This is a genomic window from Streptomyces sp. NPDC034086, from assembly GCF_055575515.1.
On the sequence record NZ_JBVISM010000012.1, the window covers coordinates 95,862 to 110,570 of the forward strand.

12 protein-coding genes are annotated in these 14,709 nt (G+C 73.2%); 3 read left to right on the forward strand and 9 right to left on the reverse strand.

Annotated features, from left to right (window positions below; genetic code table 11):
• Positions 1 to 91 precede the first annotated feature (91 nt).
• Both ACZ514_RS24560 and ACZ514_RS24565 read left to right on the forward strand, forming a co-directional pair.
• Positions 92 to 1,717 carry an APC family permease gene (locus tag ACZ514_RS24560; RefSeq protein WP_469125660.1) on the forward strand — a complete coding sequence of 542 codons (1,626 nt, stop codon included), beginning with the start codon at positions 92 to 94 and terminating at the stop codon, positions 1,715 to 1,717.
• Positions 1,714 to 2,844, forward strand: a complete 1,131-nt coding sequence (locus ACZ514_RS24565; RefSeq protein WP_469125661.1) for an agmatine deiminase family protein — start codon at positions 1,714 to 1,716, stop codon at positions 2,842 to 2,844. The genes ACZ514_RS24560 and ACZ514_RS24565 overlap by 4 nt, the downstream gene beginning before the upstream one ends.
• A 579-nt stretch (positions 2,845 to 3,423) precedes the next feature.
• On the opposite strand, the gene ACZ514_RS24570 is transcribed toward ACZ514_RS24565, so the two are convergent.
• The 7 genes from ACZ514_RS24570 to ACZ514_RS24600 all read right to left on the reverse strand — a co-directional run bounded on the left by ACZ514_RS24570 (position 3,424) and on the right by ACZ514_RS24600 (position 10,758).
• Positions 3,424 to 3,906 carry a VOC family protein gene (locus tag ACZ514_RS24570; protein ID WP_468696520.1) on the reverse strand — a complete coding sequence of 161 codons (483 nt, stop codon included), beginning with the start codon at positions 3,904 to 3,906 and terminating at the stop codon, positions 3,424 to 3,426.
• 118 nt (positions 3,907 to 4,024) lie between these two features.
• On the reverse strand, positions 4,025 to 7,588 hold the full coding sequence (locus ACZ514_RS24575) for a bifunctional glycosyltransferase/CDP-glycerol:glycerophosphate glycerophosphotransferase (protein ID WP_468166061.1): 3,564 nt from the start codon (positions 7,586 to 7,588) through the stop codon (positions 4,025 to 4,027).
• A gap of 183 nt (positions 7,589 to 7,771) precedes the next feature.
• A complete protein-coding gene (locus tag ACZ514_RS24580) occupies positions 7,772 to 8,143 on the reverse strand; it encodes a hypothetical protein (RefSeq protein WP_467883846.1) in 372 nt (123 codons plus the stop codon).
• Between the two features lie 85 nt (positions 8,144 to 8,228).
• Positions 8,229 to 8,705 carry a roadblock/LC7 domain-containing protein gene (locus ACZ514_RS24585; protein ID WP_469125721.1) on the reverse strand — a complete coding sequence of 159 codons (477 nt, stop codon included), beginning with the start codon at positions 8,703 to 8,705 and terminating at the stop codon, positions 8,229 to 8,231.
• Between the two features lie 98 nt (positions 8,706 to 8,803).
• On the reverse strand, positions 8,804 to 9,586 hold the full coding sequence (locus ACZ514_RS24590; RefSeq protein ID WP_469125662.1) for a transcriptional regulator: 783 nt from the start codon (positions 9,584 to 9,586) through the stop codon (positions 8,804 to 8,806).
• Positions 9,583 to 9,978: a hypothetical protein gene (locus tag ACZ514_RS24595; protein WP_362467359.1), complete on the reverse strand. Its 396-nt coding sequence runs from the start codon at positions 9,976 to 9,978 to the stop codon at positions 9,583 to 9,585. Before ACZ514_RS24595 ends, ACZ514_RS24590 begins: the two co-directional genes overlap by 4 nt.
• A gap of 216 nt (positions 9,979 to 10,194) precedes the next feature.
• Complete coding sequence (locus ACZ514_RS24600; protein WP_468166055.1) at positions 10,195 to 10,758, reverse strand: TetR/AcrR family transcriptional regulator; 564 nt, start codon at positions 10,756 to 10,758, stop codon at positions 10,195 to 10,197.
• Positions 10,759 to 10,891: 133 nt separating this feature from the next.
• On the opposite strand from ACZ514_RS24600, the gene ACZ514_RS24605 reads away from it, so the two are divergent.
• Positions 10,892 to 12,154, forward strand: a complete 1,263-nt coding sequence (locus ACZ514_RS24605; protein ID WP_469125663.1) for a PucR family transcriptional regulator — start codon at positions 10,892 to 10,894, stop codon at positions 12,152 to 12,154.
• Here the strand turns inward: ACZ514_RS24605 and ACZ514_RS24610 are convergent.
• Both ACZ514_RS24610 and ACZ514_RS24615 read right to left on the reverse strand, forming a co-directional pair.
• Positions 12,066 to 14,012: an APC family permease gene (locus ACZ514_RS24610; RefSeq protein ID WP_469125664.1), complete on the reverse strand. Its 1,947-nt coding sequence runs from the start codon at positions 14,010 to 14,012 to the stop codon at positions 12,066 to 12,068. The genes ACZ514_RS24605 and ACZ514_RS24610 overlap by 89 nt on opposite strands.
• 227 nt (positions 14,013 to 14,239) lie before the next feature.
• On the reverse strand, positions 14,240 to 14,695 hold the full coding sequence (locus ACZ514_RS24615) for a (2Fe-2S)-binding protein (RefSeq protein ID WP_468166049.1): 456 nt from the start codon (positions 14,693 to 14,695) through the stop codon (positions 14,240 to 14,242).
• Positions 14,696 to 14,709: the final 14 nt, after the last annotated feature.

A 14,709-nucleotide genomic window follows, 5' to 3' on the forward strand; every position in this document is an offset into this window, starting at 1 on the left:
GATACCTAACGCCGTTAGATTTACGTTCCGGAGCGCTCCGGGCCCGCCCGGGAGCGGGCGCCCGGCGTTCCCCCCTCCCCCAGAGGTGCGCATGCCAGACCTTTCCCCCCTCGTCCCCGGCCCGGACGCCCCGCCGGACACCGACGCCGCCCGCCTGAGCGACCTGGGCTACCGGCAGGAGCTCAACCGCAGCCTCGGGGTCCTCGGGAACATCGCCATGGGCTTCGCCGTGGTCTCCCCCGTGGTCGCCCTCTACGCCGTCTCGATGGTCGGCACGATGATCGCCGGGCCCGCCTGGGTGTGGGCGCTGCCGGTCGTCCTGCTCGGCCAGTGCCTGGTGGTCAACGTCTACTCCGAGCTGGCCTCGCAGTGGCCGCTGGCCGGCGGCCCCTACCAGTGGGGCCGCCGGCTGCTCGGCCCCTCGTTCGGCTGGATGAGCGGCTGGGTGTGGCAGTTCGCGGTGATGTTCGGCAACACCACCGTGGCGTACCTGGCGGCTCCCTGGGTCTTCGCCCTCCTCGGGACCGTCCCCTCGCCGGGCGCCCTGGTCGCCGTCGCCGCCGGCATCCTGGTGGCCTGCATGCTGGTCAACGCCTACGGGATCCGGATCCTCAGCTGGTTCGTCACCCTGGGCATCGCCGCCGAGGCCATCGCCTCCGTGCTGGTCGGCTTCGCCCTGCTGCTGTTCTTCCGCGAGCACGGCTTCTCGATGTTCACGCGGACCCTCGGCGCCGAAGCGCTGTCCGGCGGATCGGCGGCGATGGCTTTCCTGGCCGTCCTCGCCGTCGCCGGGTGGGGCTTCATCGGGTTCGACGCCTGCGTCTCGACCGCCGAGGAGACCAAGGACGCCGGGCGCCAGGTGCCGCGGGCCATGTGGTGGGCGCTGCTCAGCGTCGGCCTGGTCGTCGTCCTCAACGCGATGGCGGTCGCGCTGGCGCACCCGGACCCGCGGGCCGTCGTCGCCGGCGAGGACCTCGACCCGGTGACCACCGCCGTGGTCACCGCGTTCGGCTCCTGGTCCGACAAGCCCTTCGTGGCGGTGGTCCTGGTCGGCTTCCTCGCCTGTGCCATGGCCTCCCAGGGCGGCGCCGCCCGAGGCGTGTACTCGCTGGCGCGGGACGGGGTGTTCCCCTTCTCCCGTCAGGTCCGCAGGGTCAACCGGCGCCAGGCCCCCATCGGCGGCCTGATCGCCTCCACCCTGGTCAGCTGCACCGGTCTGCTGCTCGGCCTGAACGCCACCGCCATCGGCAGCCTGATCGCCTTCGGCACGGCCGCCACCTTCCTCCCGTTCTTCCTGGTCAGCCTGGCCGCGCTGATCGCCCGGCTGCGCGGCACGTGGGTCCCGTCGGGACACATCCGGCTGGGGCGCAAGGGCACCTTCCTCAACGTCCTGGCCGTCCTCTGGACCGCCTTCGAGGTGGTCAACGTCTGCTGGCCACGGGCGATCCTGGCCCCGCCCGGAGCCCCCTGGTACCAGGTCTGGGCCGGCCTGCTCGGCACCGGAGCGGTGATCACCGCCGGCCTCGTCTACCTCGCCGTCAGGAAGCCGCAGGACACGCTGCGGGGCGGCCCGGGCGCGCGAGGAGCGGGCCGCGCCCGCGCCCGTCGGCGAACTGGCCGGCGGAACCTCCTGATCCGCGGCGGGTGTCCGGCGGACCGCCGCCGGACACCCGCCCGGCCCCTCGCCCCCCACACACCACAAGGAGACATGTCATGAACCTGCCACGCATGAGCCGGCGCGGTTTCGGCGCCGCCGCCCTCGCCGCCGTCGCCCACCCGCTCCTCACCGGTCCCGTCCCCGCCTTCGCCGCCGCGGACGCGCGGGCCGAGGACGAGGAGCTCCACCACGCCCCCGCCGAATGGGAGCCCCACTCCGCCTGCGTCATGGCCTGGCCCTGGGACCGGACCGTCGGATGGGGCGCCCTGCTCGGCGACGTCCAGGACGAGGTCGCCGGCATCGCCCGGGCCGTCGCCCGTTTCGAACCGGTCGTGATGGTCGCCGAACCGGGGCAGGCGGCCCAGGCGCGGGCGCGCTGCGGCAGCTCGGTCACGGTGACCGAGTACCCCGTCAACGACTGCTGGGCCCGCGACACCGGTCCCGTCTTCACGGTGAACGACGCGCGGACCCGCTCGGCCGGCCTCGACTTCCGCTTCAACGGCTGGGGCGAGAAGTACCCGTACGACAAGGACGACTTCCTGCCCGTCGGCGTCTGCTCCTACCTGGGCGTCCCCCGGCGGCCCGTCGACATGGTCCTGGAGGGCGGGTCCGTCATCACCGACGGCCAGGGCACCCTGATCACCACCGAGGAGTGCCTGCTCCACCCCAACCGCAATCCGGGCATGACCCGCGCCCAGATCGAGGCCGCGCTGCTGTCCTCGTACGGTGCGAGCAAGGTGATCTGGCTGCCGTACGGCCTGGCCGGCGACGACATCACCAACGGACACGTCGACCTCGTCGCCGCCTACCTCGGGCCCGCCCGGCTGCTGCTGCACACCCAGCCGGACACCACCAGTCCCAACCACGACCGGATGGCGGCCAACAAGGCGGTGCTGGACGCCGCGACGGACGCGTGCGGACGGCCCTTCCAGCTGGTGGAGCTGCACCACCAGCCGCACTTCCGGCACAACGGGCTGATGGTGCGGACGTTCAGCTACACCAACTACTACGAGACCAGCGGGAACGTCGTGGTACCGACGGCGGGCGAACCGGCGGACGCCCCGGCGCTCGCCCAGTTCGCCACCCTCTTCCCGGGCCGCCAGGTGGTCGGCGCCCCGGCCCGCACCCTGGCCTGGGGCGGCGGAGGCGTCCACTGCGTCACGCAGCACGTCCCGCGCCTGCGCTGACCCCGCCCCGGCACCTCCGTGGCGGCAGCCGGTGTCCGGAGGCGACGCGGAGGGGCCTCGTCGACCGGTCCACCGTCGATGGAACGCACCGTTGCACCGGGCCCGGAGCGCGGATCCCGGCGACTTGCGATCAGGATTCCGGAGTGCTGCCCCGGAATGCGCAGGGGAAAAGGGCTCACGATCCGGGCCCGCACGGGTGGCAGCAACGCGACGGCCTCGTCCCAAGTGGCGGCGCTCAGATCGGCGGGCATGGCGACGACGACCCGCACAGGCCGCTCGGTCACCCACCGCCGCACGGCCCTCGGCACACTGGTCGCGGGCGTCTGATGCCCCGTCGTGATCCCCGGGGCTTGTGCGGACTCCCGCAGACCGTGCCGTGGCCGCGAGTCAGGGTGTGGACCGATCCCGTGGCAGAGGTTGTCCGACCAGGCCATGGATCGGACAGCGGGCCGGTTCCGACGGGTGGAACCGCGGGCCAACGCCCGCGATCCGCCGCACCCCTGTCACGAGGGAACTCGCCTTCAACCTGTGCTGGTCACCCGGTACCGACCCCGCACGGTCAGGCGACAGAAGCGGTGCCTAACCCGCGTCGGCCGCCCTGCGCATCTCGGCCACGTCCAGCTTCTGCATCCGCAGCATGGCCGCCGTGGCGCGGGCGGCGCGGCCCGGGTCCGCGTCGTCCAGCAGGTCGATGGCGCCGGGCGGGATGACCTGCCAGGAGACCCCGAACCGGTCCTTGACCCAGCCGCAGGCGGATTCGCGGCCGCCGTCCCTGGTCAGCGCGTCGTAGTAGTAGTCCGCTTCCGCTTCGTCGGAGCAGTGGATCTGGAAGGAGATCGCCTCGCTGAAGTGGAACTCGGGTCCGCCGTTGAGCGCGACGAACTTCTGGCCGTTGATCTCGAACTCGACGACCAGCACCGAACCGACGGGCCCCGGGCCCGCCTCGGTGTAGCGCGAGGTGCGCAGGATGCGGCCGTCCTTGAAGACGGAGAGGTAGTAGGCGGCGGCGGCCTCCGCCTCGCCGTCGAACCACAGACACGTGGTGAAGCCCTGGGTGGTCATGACTGCCTCCGGACGTGTGGGTGAGGGGGGCTGGAACGCCGTCCCTCACCTACAGACCGGTCCCGCGCCCGAAATTCATCGTGGGCGCGGGACCGGTCCGTACGTTCACCCGTGCGGGCTACATCTCCAGCATGCGGTCGACGACCCGCTCGGCCGCCCGGCCCTCGTCGAGGTCGCAGAACTCGGCGCGGAAGGCGGCCCGCGCGGCCGCGTACTCGGCGCCCACCGTGTCGGCGTTGCGCACGGCCTCGATCAGGCTCGCCGAGTCCGCCAGCAGCGGGCCGGGGGCCTTCTCCTCCAGGTCGAAGGTGAAGCCGCGCAGGGTGTCGCGGTAGTGCTCGAGGTCGTACGTGAACAGCAGGATCGGCCGGTCGGTCAGCGCGAAGTCGAAGAGCGCGGAGGAGTAGTCCGAGATCAGGACGTCGGCGACGAGCAGCAGGTCCGTGGTGTCGGGCCAGCGCGAGACGTCGATGGCGAAACCGTCGCGCACCCCGTCGCGGAGCTGCTCGTTCACCCGGTAGTGGCCGCGGACCAGCAGGACGTGGTCCTCGCCCAGCTCACGGCGTGCCGCGTCCAGGTCGATGCGCAGGTCGAGCTTGTAGCCGCCGCTGAAGCCCTCGCGGTTCTCGCGCCAGGTGGGCATGTACAGGACGACTTTCTTGCCCTCCGGCAGGCCGAGGCGCCGCCGGACCTCCGCGATCCGCTCGGCGTCCGGGCGTACGAGGGCGTCCGTGCGCGGGCTGCCGAACTCGACGACCTCGCCCTCGTAGCCGAGCGCCCGCTTGAGGACGGTGGTGGCGTAGGAGCTCGGGGAGGCGAGCAGCGTCCACTGGGCGCTGTCGTGCCGCAGGCCCTCCAGCACCTCGGGGCTGGTGTAGTAGTCGTGCGTGTAGTCGTAGCCGATCTGCTTGATCGGGGTGCCGTGCCAGGTCTGTACGACGGTCTGGCCGGGGCGGCGCAGGAAGTGCGACGGCACGCTGTCGTTGACGACGTAGTACCGGGCGCGGGCCAGCACCTCCCAGGCCTCCAGGCTGTCGTACTGGACGGCGCGCGCGGTCGGCGGGACCTCGGCCCGGCCGTCGCGGACCAGCCAGACGTGCTCGAGCTTCTCGCCCCGGCGCAGCAGTTCCTCGTGGATGGCGCGGGGGGAGTCGCCGGCGGCGTGGCCCTGGAAGGTGTCGTAGACGACCATGTCCTTGACCGGCAGCCGGCGCTGGGCCGGGTAGGTCTCGTCGCGGGCGATGCGCTGGGCGTGGCGGGAGCGGTCGCGCGGGCTCAGCAGCGGGTCGCTGACCAGGACCATGCGGTCGCGCAGGCGGGCTTCGACGCGCATCCGCCGGCCCAGGACCGTGACGGCGTGCGGGCCGGAGCCCAGGGCGGGCGCGATCAGCTGGACGGGAGCACCGCGGTCGACGCCGAGGAGGCCCGCGGTGGTGCCGCCCTGCGCGACCGGGCGCAGGGTGGGCCACCAGCGGCCCTGCGGGATGGTGGTGCGGCCGGCGTAGGGCTCGGGCAGCACGGGCTCGAAGGAGGCCTCGAAGCGGTCGCCGTCACGGGTGACGGGGTAGCAGAACTCCGTGCCGTGCTGGTCGTGGAAGACCAGTTCGTACGCTTCGTCGGCGGCGGCGTCCGGGGCGACGAAGGTGCCGCTCAGGGTCAGCGTACCGTCGCGCGCGGTGACGGAGTCGACCAGCGGCGGGGTCGGCTGGACGGAGAGGACGAGCTCTCCGCTGATCCCGCGCTTGGCGAAGACGGCGCGCTCTCCGCCGGTGCCGGGGAGCGGTACGGCGAGCCCGGCGAAGCCGCCGCGCTCGTCGTGGGCCAGGGGGTGGCTGGTGCCGTCGGCGCGGACGACGGTGAGGTTCCACGGCTCGGGGCTCCAGCCGCCGGGCTGCGTCTCGGCGGCCGGCACGGCGGCCAGCTCGGCGAGCGGCACGACCGCGGTGAAGGCGGTGCGGCCGCCGGCGGTGGTGGCGCCGGTGGTCAGCGGGACGCTGAAGGACGTACCGGTGAGGGCGTGCTCGGCGTGCAGGGTGGCGCCGGCACCGACCTCGGCGGCGAGCTCGCCGACGAGTTCGAGGTCGTCCTCGTGGCGGCGGACGTCCAGGACGCGGGCCCGGACGATCTCGACGCGGATGGTGAGGGAGCCCGCGACGGTCGGCAGGATGCGGACGTCGGGGGTGGCCCAGTGGGCGGGCGGGGTCATTCCGCTGTCGTGCTCGCCGCCCCGGAGGCGGGCCCGGTGCAGGCCTCCGGCGCCGGTGACGGCGATGGAGGTGGTCCACACGCCCTCGTGCCACTTGCCGCCCGACTGGAAGGCGGTGGGGTCGACGACGGCGGTGAAGCCGGCCCAGTCGGCGTGCCGCAGGGCGAGGTGCGGGGTGTTCACGGTGGCCATCGGGGAGGCGACGGTGCGGGCGCCGACGACGGTGCGGCGGCGCTTGCCCTGCTCGCGGAAGACCAGCATCTTGCGCGAGCCGAGGCGGCTCTCGGCTCCCAGGTGCCCGGGCACGGCGTAGCCGCGCAGCAGCAGCTTGCCGTCGCTCCAGACCGCCTGCTCGAGGCGGCTGACGACGCGGCGCTCGCGCGTGCCGAGGGTCAGCAGCTTGGGGGGTACCGGTGCCTTGAGGAAGGGGTAGTCGGCCTGCGGGCGGGCCAGTCCCTTGACGGGCACGCTGTAGCTGAAGTCGCGCTGGTGGTGCGTGAGGGCGATGAACTCCTCGACGCGGCCCTCGCGGGCCAGGTAGGCCTTGAGCCGGTCCGCGACGGTCAGGTCGTTCCACGGCCCGGTGCCGATCTCCCGGATGAGGCCGCCGACCTCCTTGACGAAGGCGGCGCGGAAGTCGGGGCCGCCCTCGCCGACGTACTTGTAGATGAGGGGCAGTTCCTCGCTGAGCACGTTGTGGTCGTACTCGCGCAGGTAGCGGGCGTACTTCTCGCCCGGCTTGGCGAGCAGGGCCTCGCGGACCAGCCGGACCGAGGTGACGCGGTCGATGACGGAGACCGGGTCGGTGGAGCGCTGGGTGATGGAGCGCTCGCCGGTCTCGCGGACCCGCCAGTGGTAGACGACGTCGCTGATGACGTCGACGCTCTTGGCGAAGTAGTGCGCGGGGATGCTGACCGGGGCGTCCTCGTAGAGGATGCCTTCCGGGTACTGGAAGCCGTGCTCCTCCCAGAAGCTGCGGCGGTAGACCTTGTTCCACGCGGTGCGGTCGGTGACCAGCGGCGGGAACTTCGAGATGTGGGTCTTGGGGCGGTCGTTCGCGAACGCGACGCGGTGGCCCCAGGACTGCTGCATGCCGACGGAGCGGAAACGGGTGACGTTGCCGGCCGCGAAGTCGGAGCCGGTCTCGTCCAGGGAGTCGATCATCCGCTGGTAGGCGTACGGCGGCATGGTGTCGTCGCTGTCGACGAAGGCTATGTACTCGCTGCCCGGCGCCGCGTGCCGGAAGCCCACGTTCCGCGCGGCACCGAGGCCGGCGTTCTCCTGGAGGACCACCCGGAACCGTTTGTCACGCTCAGCGAAGGCCTTGGCGATCACCGCACTGGTGTCGGTGGACCCGTCGTCGACGATCACGACCTCGAAGTCGTCGAACGTCTGAGCTGCTATGGATTCCAGGCACTCGTCGAGATAGAGCTCGACGTTGTAGACGGGTACGACGATGCTCAGGCGCGGGGGCATGGGTGACGGGTTCTCCAGCGTTTATGGCTTTATCGACGGGCTCGAAGATCAGTTGATTACAGCATCTTACTCTGTAACGGGATGATAAAGTCCGCCCATCCCGGACATATCACCTGGTCCGCGGGGCGGACAGCAAAGAATTCCGCCGCCCGCCACCGCGCCGTCACGGTCCCGAGGCCTCCGTCAGATGTCCAGATCCGCTTCGATCTTCTTCAGCTGGAGCCGCGCCATGGCCAGATTGGCCCTGCCGCGGTCGAGGGCGAGGTACAGGAAGAACCCCTCGCCGGCCCGCCCCTTCAGCAGCCTGATCAGGTGGTACTGGTTGCCGAGCGTGATCAGGATGTCCTCGATCTCGTCCTTCAGGCCGAGCATCTCCATCGTGCGGACCTTGGCCCGGACCACGTCCGTGTTGCCCGCGGCGGCCACCGCCAGGTCCAGGTCCTTGCTCCCGCCGACGGTGCCGAGGGGCATGCCACTGCCGTAGTCGACCAGGGCCGCGCCGAGGGTGCCCTCGATGCCGGCGGCTTCCTTGAGAGCGGTCTCCACATTGATCATGGGGTTCTTCCTCTTTCTGCAGTCGCCCGCACCGGGACGGGCCGGGGATTCGCTTTCGCGTCGTACTTGTTTGCTCTCGAGAAGGTCAGGGGTGGTGCTCCGGAGCGTGCTCCGGGGGTAGGGCGGCCGCGGGCGGCGCCTCAGCGGCGGCCGCGGGCGGCGCCTCGGGTCCGCGCCGGCCGAGACCGTGGTCCATGAGCTCGGTGATGCGCAGGGTGGAGCGGCGGGCCTCCAGGTGGAGGCGGCCGACGTTGACGCGCGGCTCCGCGATCAGGGTGAGGACGGCCGCGTCCCCCGCGGCGTAGGTGGCGACGTACCCGTGCTCGCCGCGCACGAGCAGTTCCCGGAAGCCGCCCTGCCCGGTGCAGTCACTGAGCCGCTGGGCCACGCCGAGGGCGGCCGCGGTCAGCGCCGCGAGGGACTCGGCCTCGACGGCGGCACTCTCCTGGGCGAGCACCAGGCCGTCCGCGCTGGCGGCGAGCACCCCGGTGAGCTGGGGTACGCGGGCCCGCAGCCGCCGGAGTTCGGCGAGTACGTCGGCTTCGGCCCCGGCGGGCAGCATCGGTGGGGTCATGTCGGCCTTCCTCTCTCCGGGCCGCCTCTCCTCGGACTGCCTGCGCTCGGAGCGGTCGGCTCGTAGGACCGGTCGCAGCGGGAGCCTCACAGGCTTGCCTCCAGTGCGTCGCGTAACCGGCGGAGCAGTGCCACGTCCGGGGGGTGGGCCTGGGTCATCCAGTCGGGCAGGGGTACGGGGACCGGCGCGGCGGGCGGCGCCGTGGGGTGCGGGGTCTCCACGAGGCCCGCGGCCGCGAGTCTTCGTACCTCGAGCAGGGTGTGGAAGGCGGGCCGGCCCAGCGCCCACGCGAGGTCGGCGGGGGTCCGTACGCCGTCCGCCTGCTCGAGCAGGAGCCTCTGCCGGGCGGTGACGGTCTGCCCGGGGGCGGCCGTCCTGGGCACCACCGGGGAGACGTCGAGCAGGGGGTAGGGCCACACCGCGTCCAGCAGTTCGCGGCGGCGGGCGGTTTCCCGCTCCACGGCGGCCGCCGGAACGGAGCGGACCGGGCCGATCCAGTGGGTGGCGCCGCGGCGGAACCGCGAGGGGCCGCTGCCCGGGGAGAGCGCGAAGAAGGCCGCGTCGTAGATGGCCGCGAGGTGGCAGATCTCGAGTTCGCCCCCGGCCAGCCGGCGGTTGTCGACGAGGAAGCGGCCCACCTGGCGGCGGGCACCGGCCTCGTTCACGGCCTCGGTCCAGCGCTCGGGGGCGAGGCCCCCGCCGGTGGTGAGCAGCACGGCGAGACCGGGGGTGGCGGGGCTCTCGGCGTGCACGACGCGGCCGTCCTCCAGGAAGAGGGTGCCCCGGTCGCGCAGCAGGGCGCCGGTGGCGCGCTCGGCGGCGAGCCGGGTGAGCAGCGGGGAGACGGCGGTGGCGGTGGCGGTGGTCATCTCAGGACCAGTCCTTCGGCGAGGGCGCGGAGTCGGTGCCGGGCGAGGGCGAGGTTGCCGTCGGTGCGGTCGAGCCACAGGTGCAGGAAGACGCTGCTGTCGAAGCTCGTCTCGACGAAGCGCAGCACGTGGTAGCCGGTGCGCGTGGTGACGATCAGGTCCTCCACGGGCGGGCCGGGGGCGCCCGCGTCGTCCGGGCCGGGCGCGAAGGACTCGTACTCGGCTGCCGCGCGGGCCAGTTCCGCGGTCTCGGCGGCTGTGGTCTCATGGTCGCCGACGGGCGAGTCTCCGGCGGTGCCGAGGGCCAGCCCGCTGCTCCAGTCGACCAGCGCGGCGCCCCGCGCACCGGGCAGGGCCATGGCTTCGAGCAGGCATTCGTCGATCCCAGGCACCGCGGGCTCCCCTCCCGGCCGGACGTGCTGATCGCACGGTCGTACGGCGTGACAGGAGGGAACTTACTCAAGTTCCACACTGCGAAAGGGCGTTCTGGCATTTTCCGCTGGAACATGCGCGGTCGGGCATGGCAGCTTGGCCGGAACCCGTCCGTTTTTGATCAAGACGGGGATCCAGCGGCGTGCCGCACGGGGCCGCCCGGCCGGTCGGGCCGCTCAGCCCGCCGAGCCGTCCGGCAGCAGCCGCTCCACCATCACCCCGAGGAGGTCGTCGACGGGGTGCGCCTCGAGCAGGGCCGGGATGGTGAGGTCGTCCACGATCAGGCCCTGCATCGCGAGGTAGAGCAGCACCACGCCCGCCCGGTCGCCGGGCAGGCCCGCGTCCAGGTGCCAGGCGATGTTCTCCTCCAGCTCGGCGGCGAGGAACGCGGAGAGCTCCGCCTGGAGTTCGGGCCTGCGGGTGGCTTCCAGACGCAGTTCCAGGACGGCGGTGTGCACGCTGCGCTCGCGGCGGATCCGCCCGAGCAGCCGGCCGAGCAGCACCTTGGTGTCGAGGGGGCCGGCCAGCTCGTCGGGGCCGGGGGTGAGGCGTTCGCGGGTGCGGTGCAGGATCTGCACCAGCAGCTGGCCCCGGTTGGCGAAGTAGTTGGAGGCGGTTCCGGTGGGCACCCCGGCCTCGGCGTCCACGGCACGCAGGGTCAGACCCCGGGAGCCCTCGCGGGCCAGGACCTCGATGGCGGCGTCGAGGAGCGCGGCTCGGCGCTGCGGATTCTGGCGCATGGCGGTTCCCGGGTGTCGCGGTGGCGGGGCGCGCACTCGTGAGCACTGCACCCACAGTACTCAGCACACGCTAGCGGACCACCGGCCTCCGGACCCTCCCCACGGCCCCCTCCCCCGTGCCACCCTGCCCGTCATGGACCGGATCATCGAGGAGATACGCGAGGACCTGAGCCGCCGGATCGCCGTCGCGGCGGACCGGCTCACCGACCGGACGCTTGCCGAGGATCCCGCCTGCGCCGCCCCGACCGGGCGGGCCGAGCTGCGCGAGCTGATCCACCGCACCCTCCACCAGGCCGTCGACGGCCTGGTCCGCGGCTCCCGGGGGCTGCCCGTCGAGCTGTCCGGCGCCCGCGCCACCGGCGCCCTGGCCGCCGGCCGGGGACTGCCGCTCGACTCGCTCCGGCGCGCCTACCGGTACGGCGGACGGCTGCTGTGGCAGAGCCTGACCGAGGCGGTGACCGCTCACGACCGGGCGGCGCTGCTGCGGCTGCTGCCCGCGGCGGGCGCGCTGTGGGACGTACTGGACCAGATGACGGAGGCCGCCTCGGAGGCGTACCGGCCCGCGGAGGCCGGGCGGGGCGAGCGCGAACGGGAGCGCCGGGCCGCCCTGCTGGACGCGCTGCTCGACGGCTCGGGCCCGGTGGCGGAGGCGGCCGCGCGGCTGGGGCTGCCGGAGCGGGGGCGGTTCGCCGTGGTCGTGCTCGGGCCGGACGGCGCGGGCGGCCCGGCGCGCCCCGGCGGCGGCGGACCGGAGGCGGGACCGGACTTCCCGCGCCTGCTCTGGCGGATCCGGGCGGACGGGGAGACCGGCCTCGCCGACCTGGGACACCACCCGCTGGAGTCCCTGCGCCGTCTGCTCGCCCCGCTCGCCGTCCGTGCCGGGGTCAGCCCGGTGGTGGGGACCCCGGCCGGACTGGCCGGGGCCCGCCGGCTGGCGGTCCTCGCCCTGCGCGCCGCCCCGCCGTCCGCCGCACCCGGGGCCGCCCTGCTGGACGAACGGCTCCCGGCGGCGCTGGTGGCGGCCGATCCGGAACTCGCGGGCCGGCTGCGGCGGGTGGTGCTGGGGCCGGTGCTGGAACTCGAGTCGGAGGAGGCCCGGGTGCTGCTGACCACGCTGGGCACCTGGCTGGCCTGCCAGGGGTCGACCACGCACGCCGCCCAGCGGCTGTACTGCCACCGCAACACCGTCTCCAACCGGCTGCGCCGGCTGGAGCGCCTCACCGGCCGCGCGCTCTCGGACCCGGCCCACGTGGTGGAACTGGCCCTGGCCCACGCGGCGGCGGCCCAGGTCGCCTCCCCCGCCGGGGCTACTCCGGCCGTCCCGCCGGGGCCTGCGGCTCCGGCCGGGCCGACTCCAGCAGGTACGGCACGTCGATCACCGCCACCCCCGGCGTGAACAGCAGCCGCGCCTTCAGCCGCAGCGCGTTCTGGTTGTGCAGGGGCTGCTCCCACCAGTGCCCGACCACGTACTCGGGGATCACCACCGACAGCGCGTCCGTCCCCTCGGCGGCCGCCGCCTCCTCGATGTACTCCATGACCGGCCCGGTCACCTCCCGGTAGGGCGAGTGCAGGACCGTGAGCGGGATCCCCGGGGCGTGTTCCGCCCAGGACTCGCGCAGGCGCCGGGAGTCCTCCTCGTCGGCGGCGACGGAGAGGGCGCCGAGGGTGTCGGGCCGCAGCCCCTGGGCGTAGCCGAGGGCCTTGAGCGTCGGGGCGTGCACCTGGGAGACGAGGACGACGACGTGGTGGCGGGAGAGCCCGCGGGGTCCGGCGCCCGGGGCGACGGCCACCTGGCGGGCGACCTGGTCGTAGTGGCGGCGCACCCCTTTCATGCCGAGGAAGAGGGCCGGCATCGCGATGACGACCAGCCAGGCTCCGTGCGTGAACTTGGTGACCAGGACGATGACCAGCACCAGGGCGGTGAGGACCGCGCCCACGGCGTTGATGGCGAGGCGGCGGTGGATGTGGACGCGCTCGGGCCGCGGTGTGGCGGGGGAGGCGAGTTCGCGCCGCCAGTGCCGGACCATGCCGGACTGGGAGAGGGTGAAGGAGACGAAGACTCCGATGATGTAGAGCTGGATGAGGCGGGTGAGTTCGGCGTCGAAGGCGACGATCAGCGCGATCGCGGCGAGCGCCAGCAGGACGACGCCGTTGGAGTAGACGAGCCGGTCGCCGCGGTTGAAGAGCTGACGGGGCGCGTACCGGTCCCGGGCGAGGATCGAGGCCAGCATCGGGAAGCCGTTGAAGGCGGTGTTCGCGGCCAGGACGAGCACCCCGGCGGTGACGGCCTGGAGCAGGTAGAAGAGGAAGTGCCAGCTCCCGAAGGTAGCGCGGCCGATCTGGGCCAGCGCCGTGGACATGGGGGTCCCGGCGGGCAGGCCCAGTTCGGTGGGGTCGGCGGCGGAGTGGACGTGGTACGCCATGGCGAGGGCGGTGATCCCGGCGAACATGGTCACGGACAGCACCCCCATGACGGCCAGGGTGGTCGCGGCGTTCCGGGCCTTGGGCTTCCGGAAGGCGGGGACGCCGTTGCTGATGGCCTCGACGCCGGTGAGGGCCGTGCAGCCGGAGGCGAAGGCGCGCAGGGCGAGGAACACCACGGCGAGGCCGGTGTAGGTACCCGCGGCGGTGATCGGGAGGCCGGCGGACTCGGCCCGGATGGTGTCGCCGGTGGCGAGCCGGACGGCGGCGACGGCGAACATCAGGTAGACGACCAGGACGAACCCGTAGGTGGGTACGGCGAAGACGCGCCCCGACTCCCGTACGCCGCGCAGGTTCATCAGCGTCAGCAGCGCCACGAAGCCGACGGACAGCAGCACCCGGTGGCCGTCGAGGGCGGGGACCGCCGAGGTGATGGCGGCGACCCCGGAGACGACGGAGACGGCGACCGTCATCACGTAGTCGACGAGCAGGGCGCTGGCGGCCGTGAGGGCGGCGGTGGGGCCGAGGTTCTCGCGGCTGACGACGTAGGCGCCCCCGCCGCCGGGGTAGGCGTGGCAGGTCTGCCGGTAGGAGGCGACGACGACCACCAGCAGGAAGACGATGGCGGCTGCCGCGTACCAGGCGAGGTGGAGCAGGGCGACTCCGCCGAGGGCGAGGATCAGCAGGATCTCCTCGGTGGCGTAGGCCACGGAGGAGAGCGGGTCACTGCAGAAGACCGGCAGCGCGAGCCGTTTGGGCAGCAGGGTCTCGCCCAGGCGCGCGCTGTCGAGTGGCTCGCCGACCAGCACGCGTTTCGCATTGATTCGCCTCATTCCGGCATGATCATCCATTTCTGCCGGATATCGGGGGTTACCCGTGCCGCGGGGCTGTGTCCCGGCGCGGAGCGCTGCGCCGAACGGCCCAGTGGCGGTCCTGCGGGGGTTCCGGGGGCTCAGGGGTTCCGCGCGCGGCCGGAACGGACGGACCGGACGCCCGCGCGGGCCGGCCCTCACGTCCCGGCGGCCCTCACGTCCCGGCGGCCGTCACGTCCCGGCGGCCGTCACATCCTGGCGGCCGCGGCCTTGATGGCCTCGCGGATGCGGAAGTAGGTCCCGCAGCGGCAGATGTTGGCGATGGCGTCGATGTCCTCGTCGGTGGGCTCGGCCGTCCGCTTGAGCAGGGCCACCGCGGCCATGATCTGCCCCGGCTGGCAGAAGCCGCACTGGGCGACGTCCTGCTCGAGCCACGCCTCCTGCACGGGGTGCAGCCGGTCGCCGTCGGCCAGCCCCTCGATGGTGGTGACCTGCCTGCCGGCGCAGGCGGAGACGGGAACCACGCACGGGCGGACGTCGGCGCCGTCGAGGTGGCTGGTGCAGGCCTTGCAGACGTCCACCCCGCAACCGTACTTGGGGCCCGTGACACCCAGCATGTCGCGGAGCACCCACAGCAGCGGGAGGTCGTCCGGGGCGTCGACGGTGACGCTGCGGCCGTTGACGGTGAAGGTGTGCAGAGGCACGGCGGCGTACTCCA

What these genes read in the sequence shown, in the direction of transcription:
- ACZ514_RS24580 (WP_467883846.1), bottom strand. Translation starts at nt 8,143, where the DNA reads ATGATCAATGTGGAGACCGCTCTCAAGGAAGCCGCCGGCATCGAGGGC.
- ACZ514_RS24565 (WP_469125661.1), top strand. Translation starts at nt 1,714, where the DNA reads ATGAACCTGCCACGCATGAGCCGGCGCGGTTTCGGCGCCGCCGCCCTC.
- ACZ514_RS24575 (WP_468166061.1), bottom strand. Translation starts at nt 7,588, where the DNA reads ATGCCCCCGCGCCTGAGCATCGTCGTACCCGTCTACAACGTCGAGCTC.
- ACZ514_RS24610 (WP_469125664.1), bottom strand. Translation starts at nt 14,012, where the DNA reads ATGAGGCGAATCAATGCGAAACGCGTGCTGGTCGGCGAGCCACTCGAC.
- ACZ514_RS24570 (WP_468696520.1), bottom strand. Translation starts at nt 3,906, where the DNA reads ATGACCACCCAGGGCTTCACCACGTGTCTGTGGTTCGACGGCGAGGCG.
- ACZ514_RS24605 (WP_469125663.1), top strand. Translation starts at nt 10,892, where the DNA reads ATGGACCGGATCATCGAGGAGATACGCGAGGACCTGAGCCGCCGGATC.
- ACZ514_RS24585 (WP_469125721.1), bottom strand. Translation starts at nt 8,705, where the DNA reads ATGCTGCCCGCCGGGGCCGAAGCCGACGTACTCGCCGAACTCCGGCGG.
- ACZ514_RS24560 (WP_469125660.1), top strand. Translation starts at nt 92, where the DNA reads ATGCCAGACCTTTCCCCCCTCGTCCCCGGCCCGGACGCCCCGCCGGAC.
- ACZ514_RS24590 (WP_469125662.1), bottom strand. Translation starts at nt 9,586, where the DNA reads ATGACCACCGCCACCGCCACCGCCGTCTCCCCGCTGCTCACCCGGCTC.
- ACZ514_RS24600 (WP_468166055.1), bottom strand. Translation starts at nt 10,758, where the DNA reads ATGCGCCAGAATCCGCAGCGCCGAGCCGCGCTCCTCGACGCCGCCATC.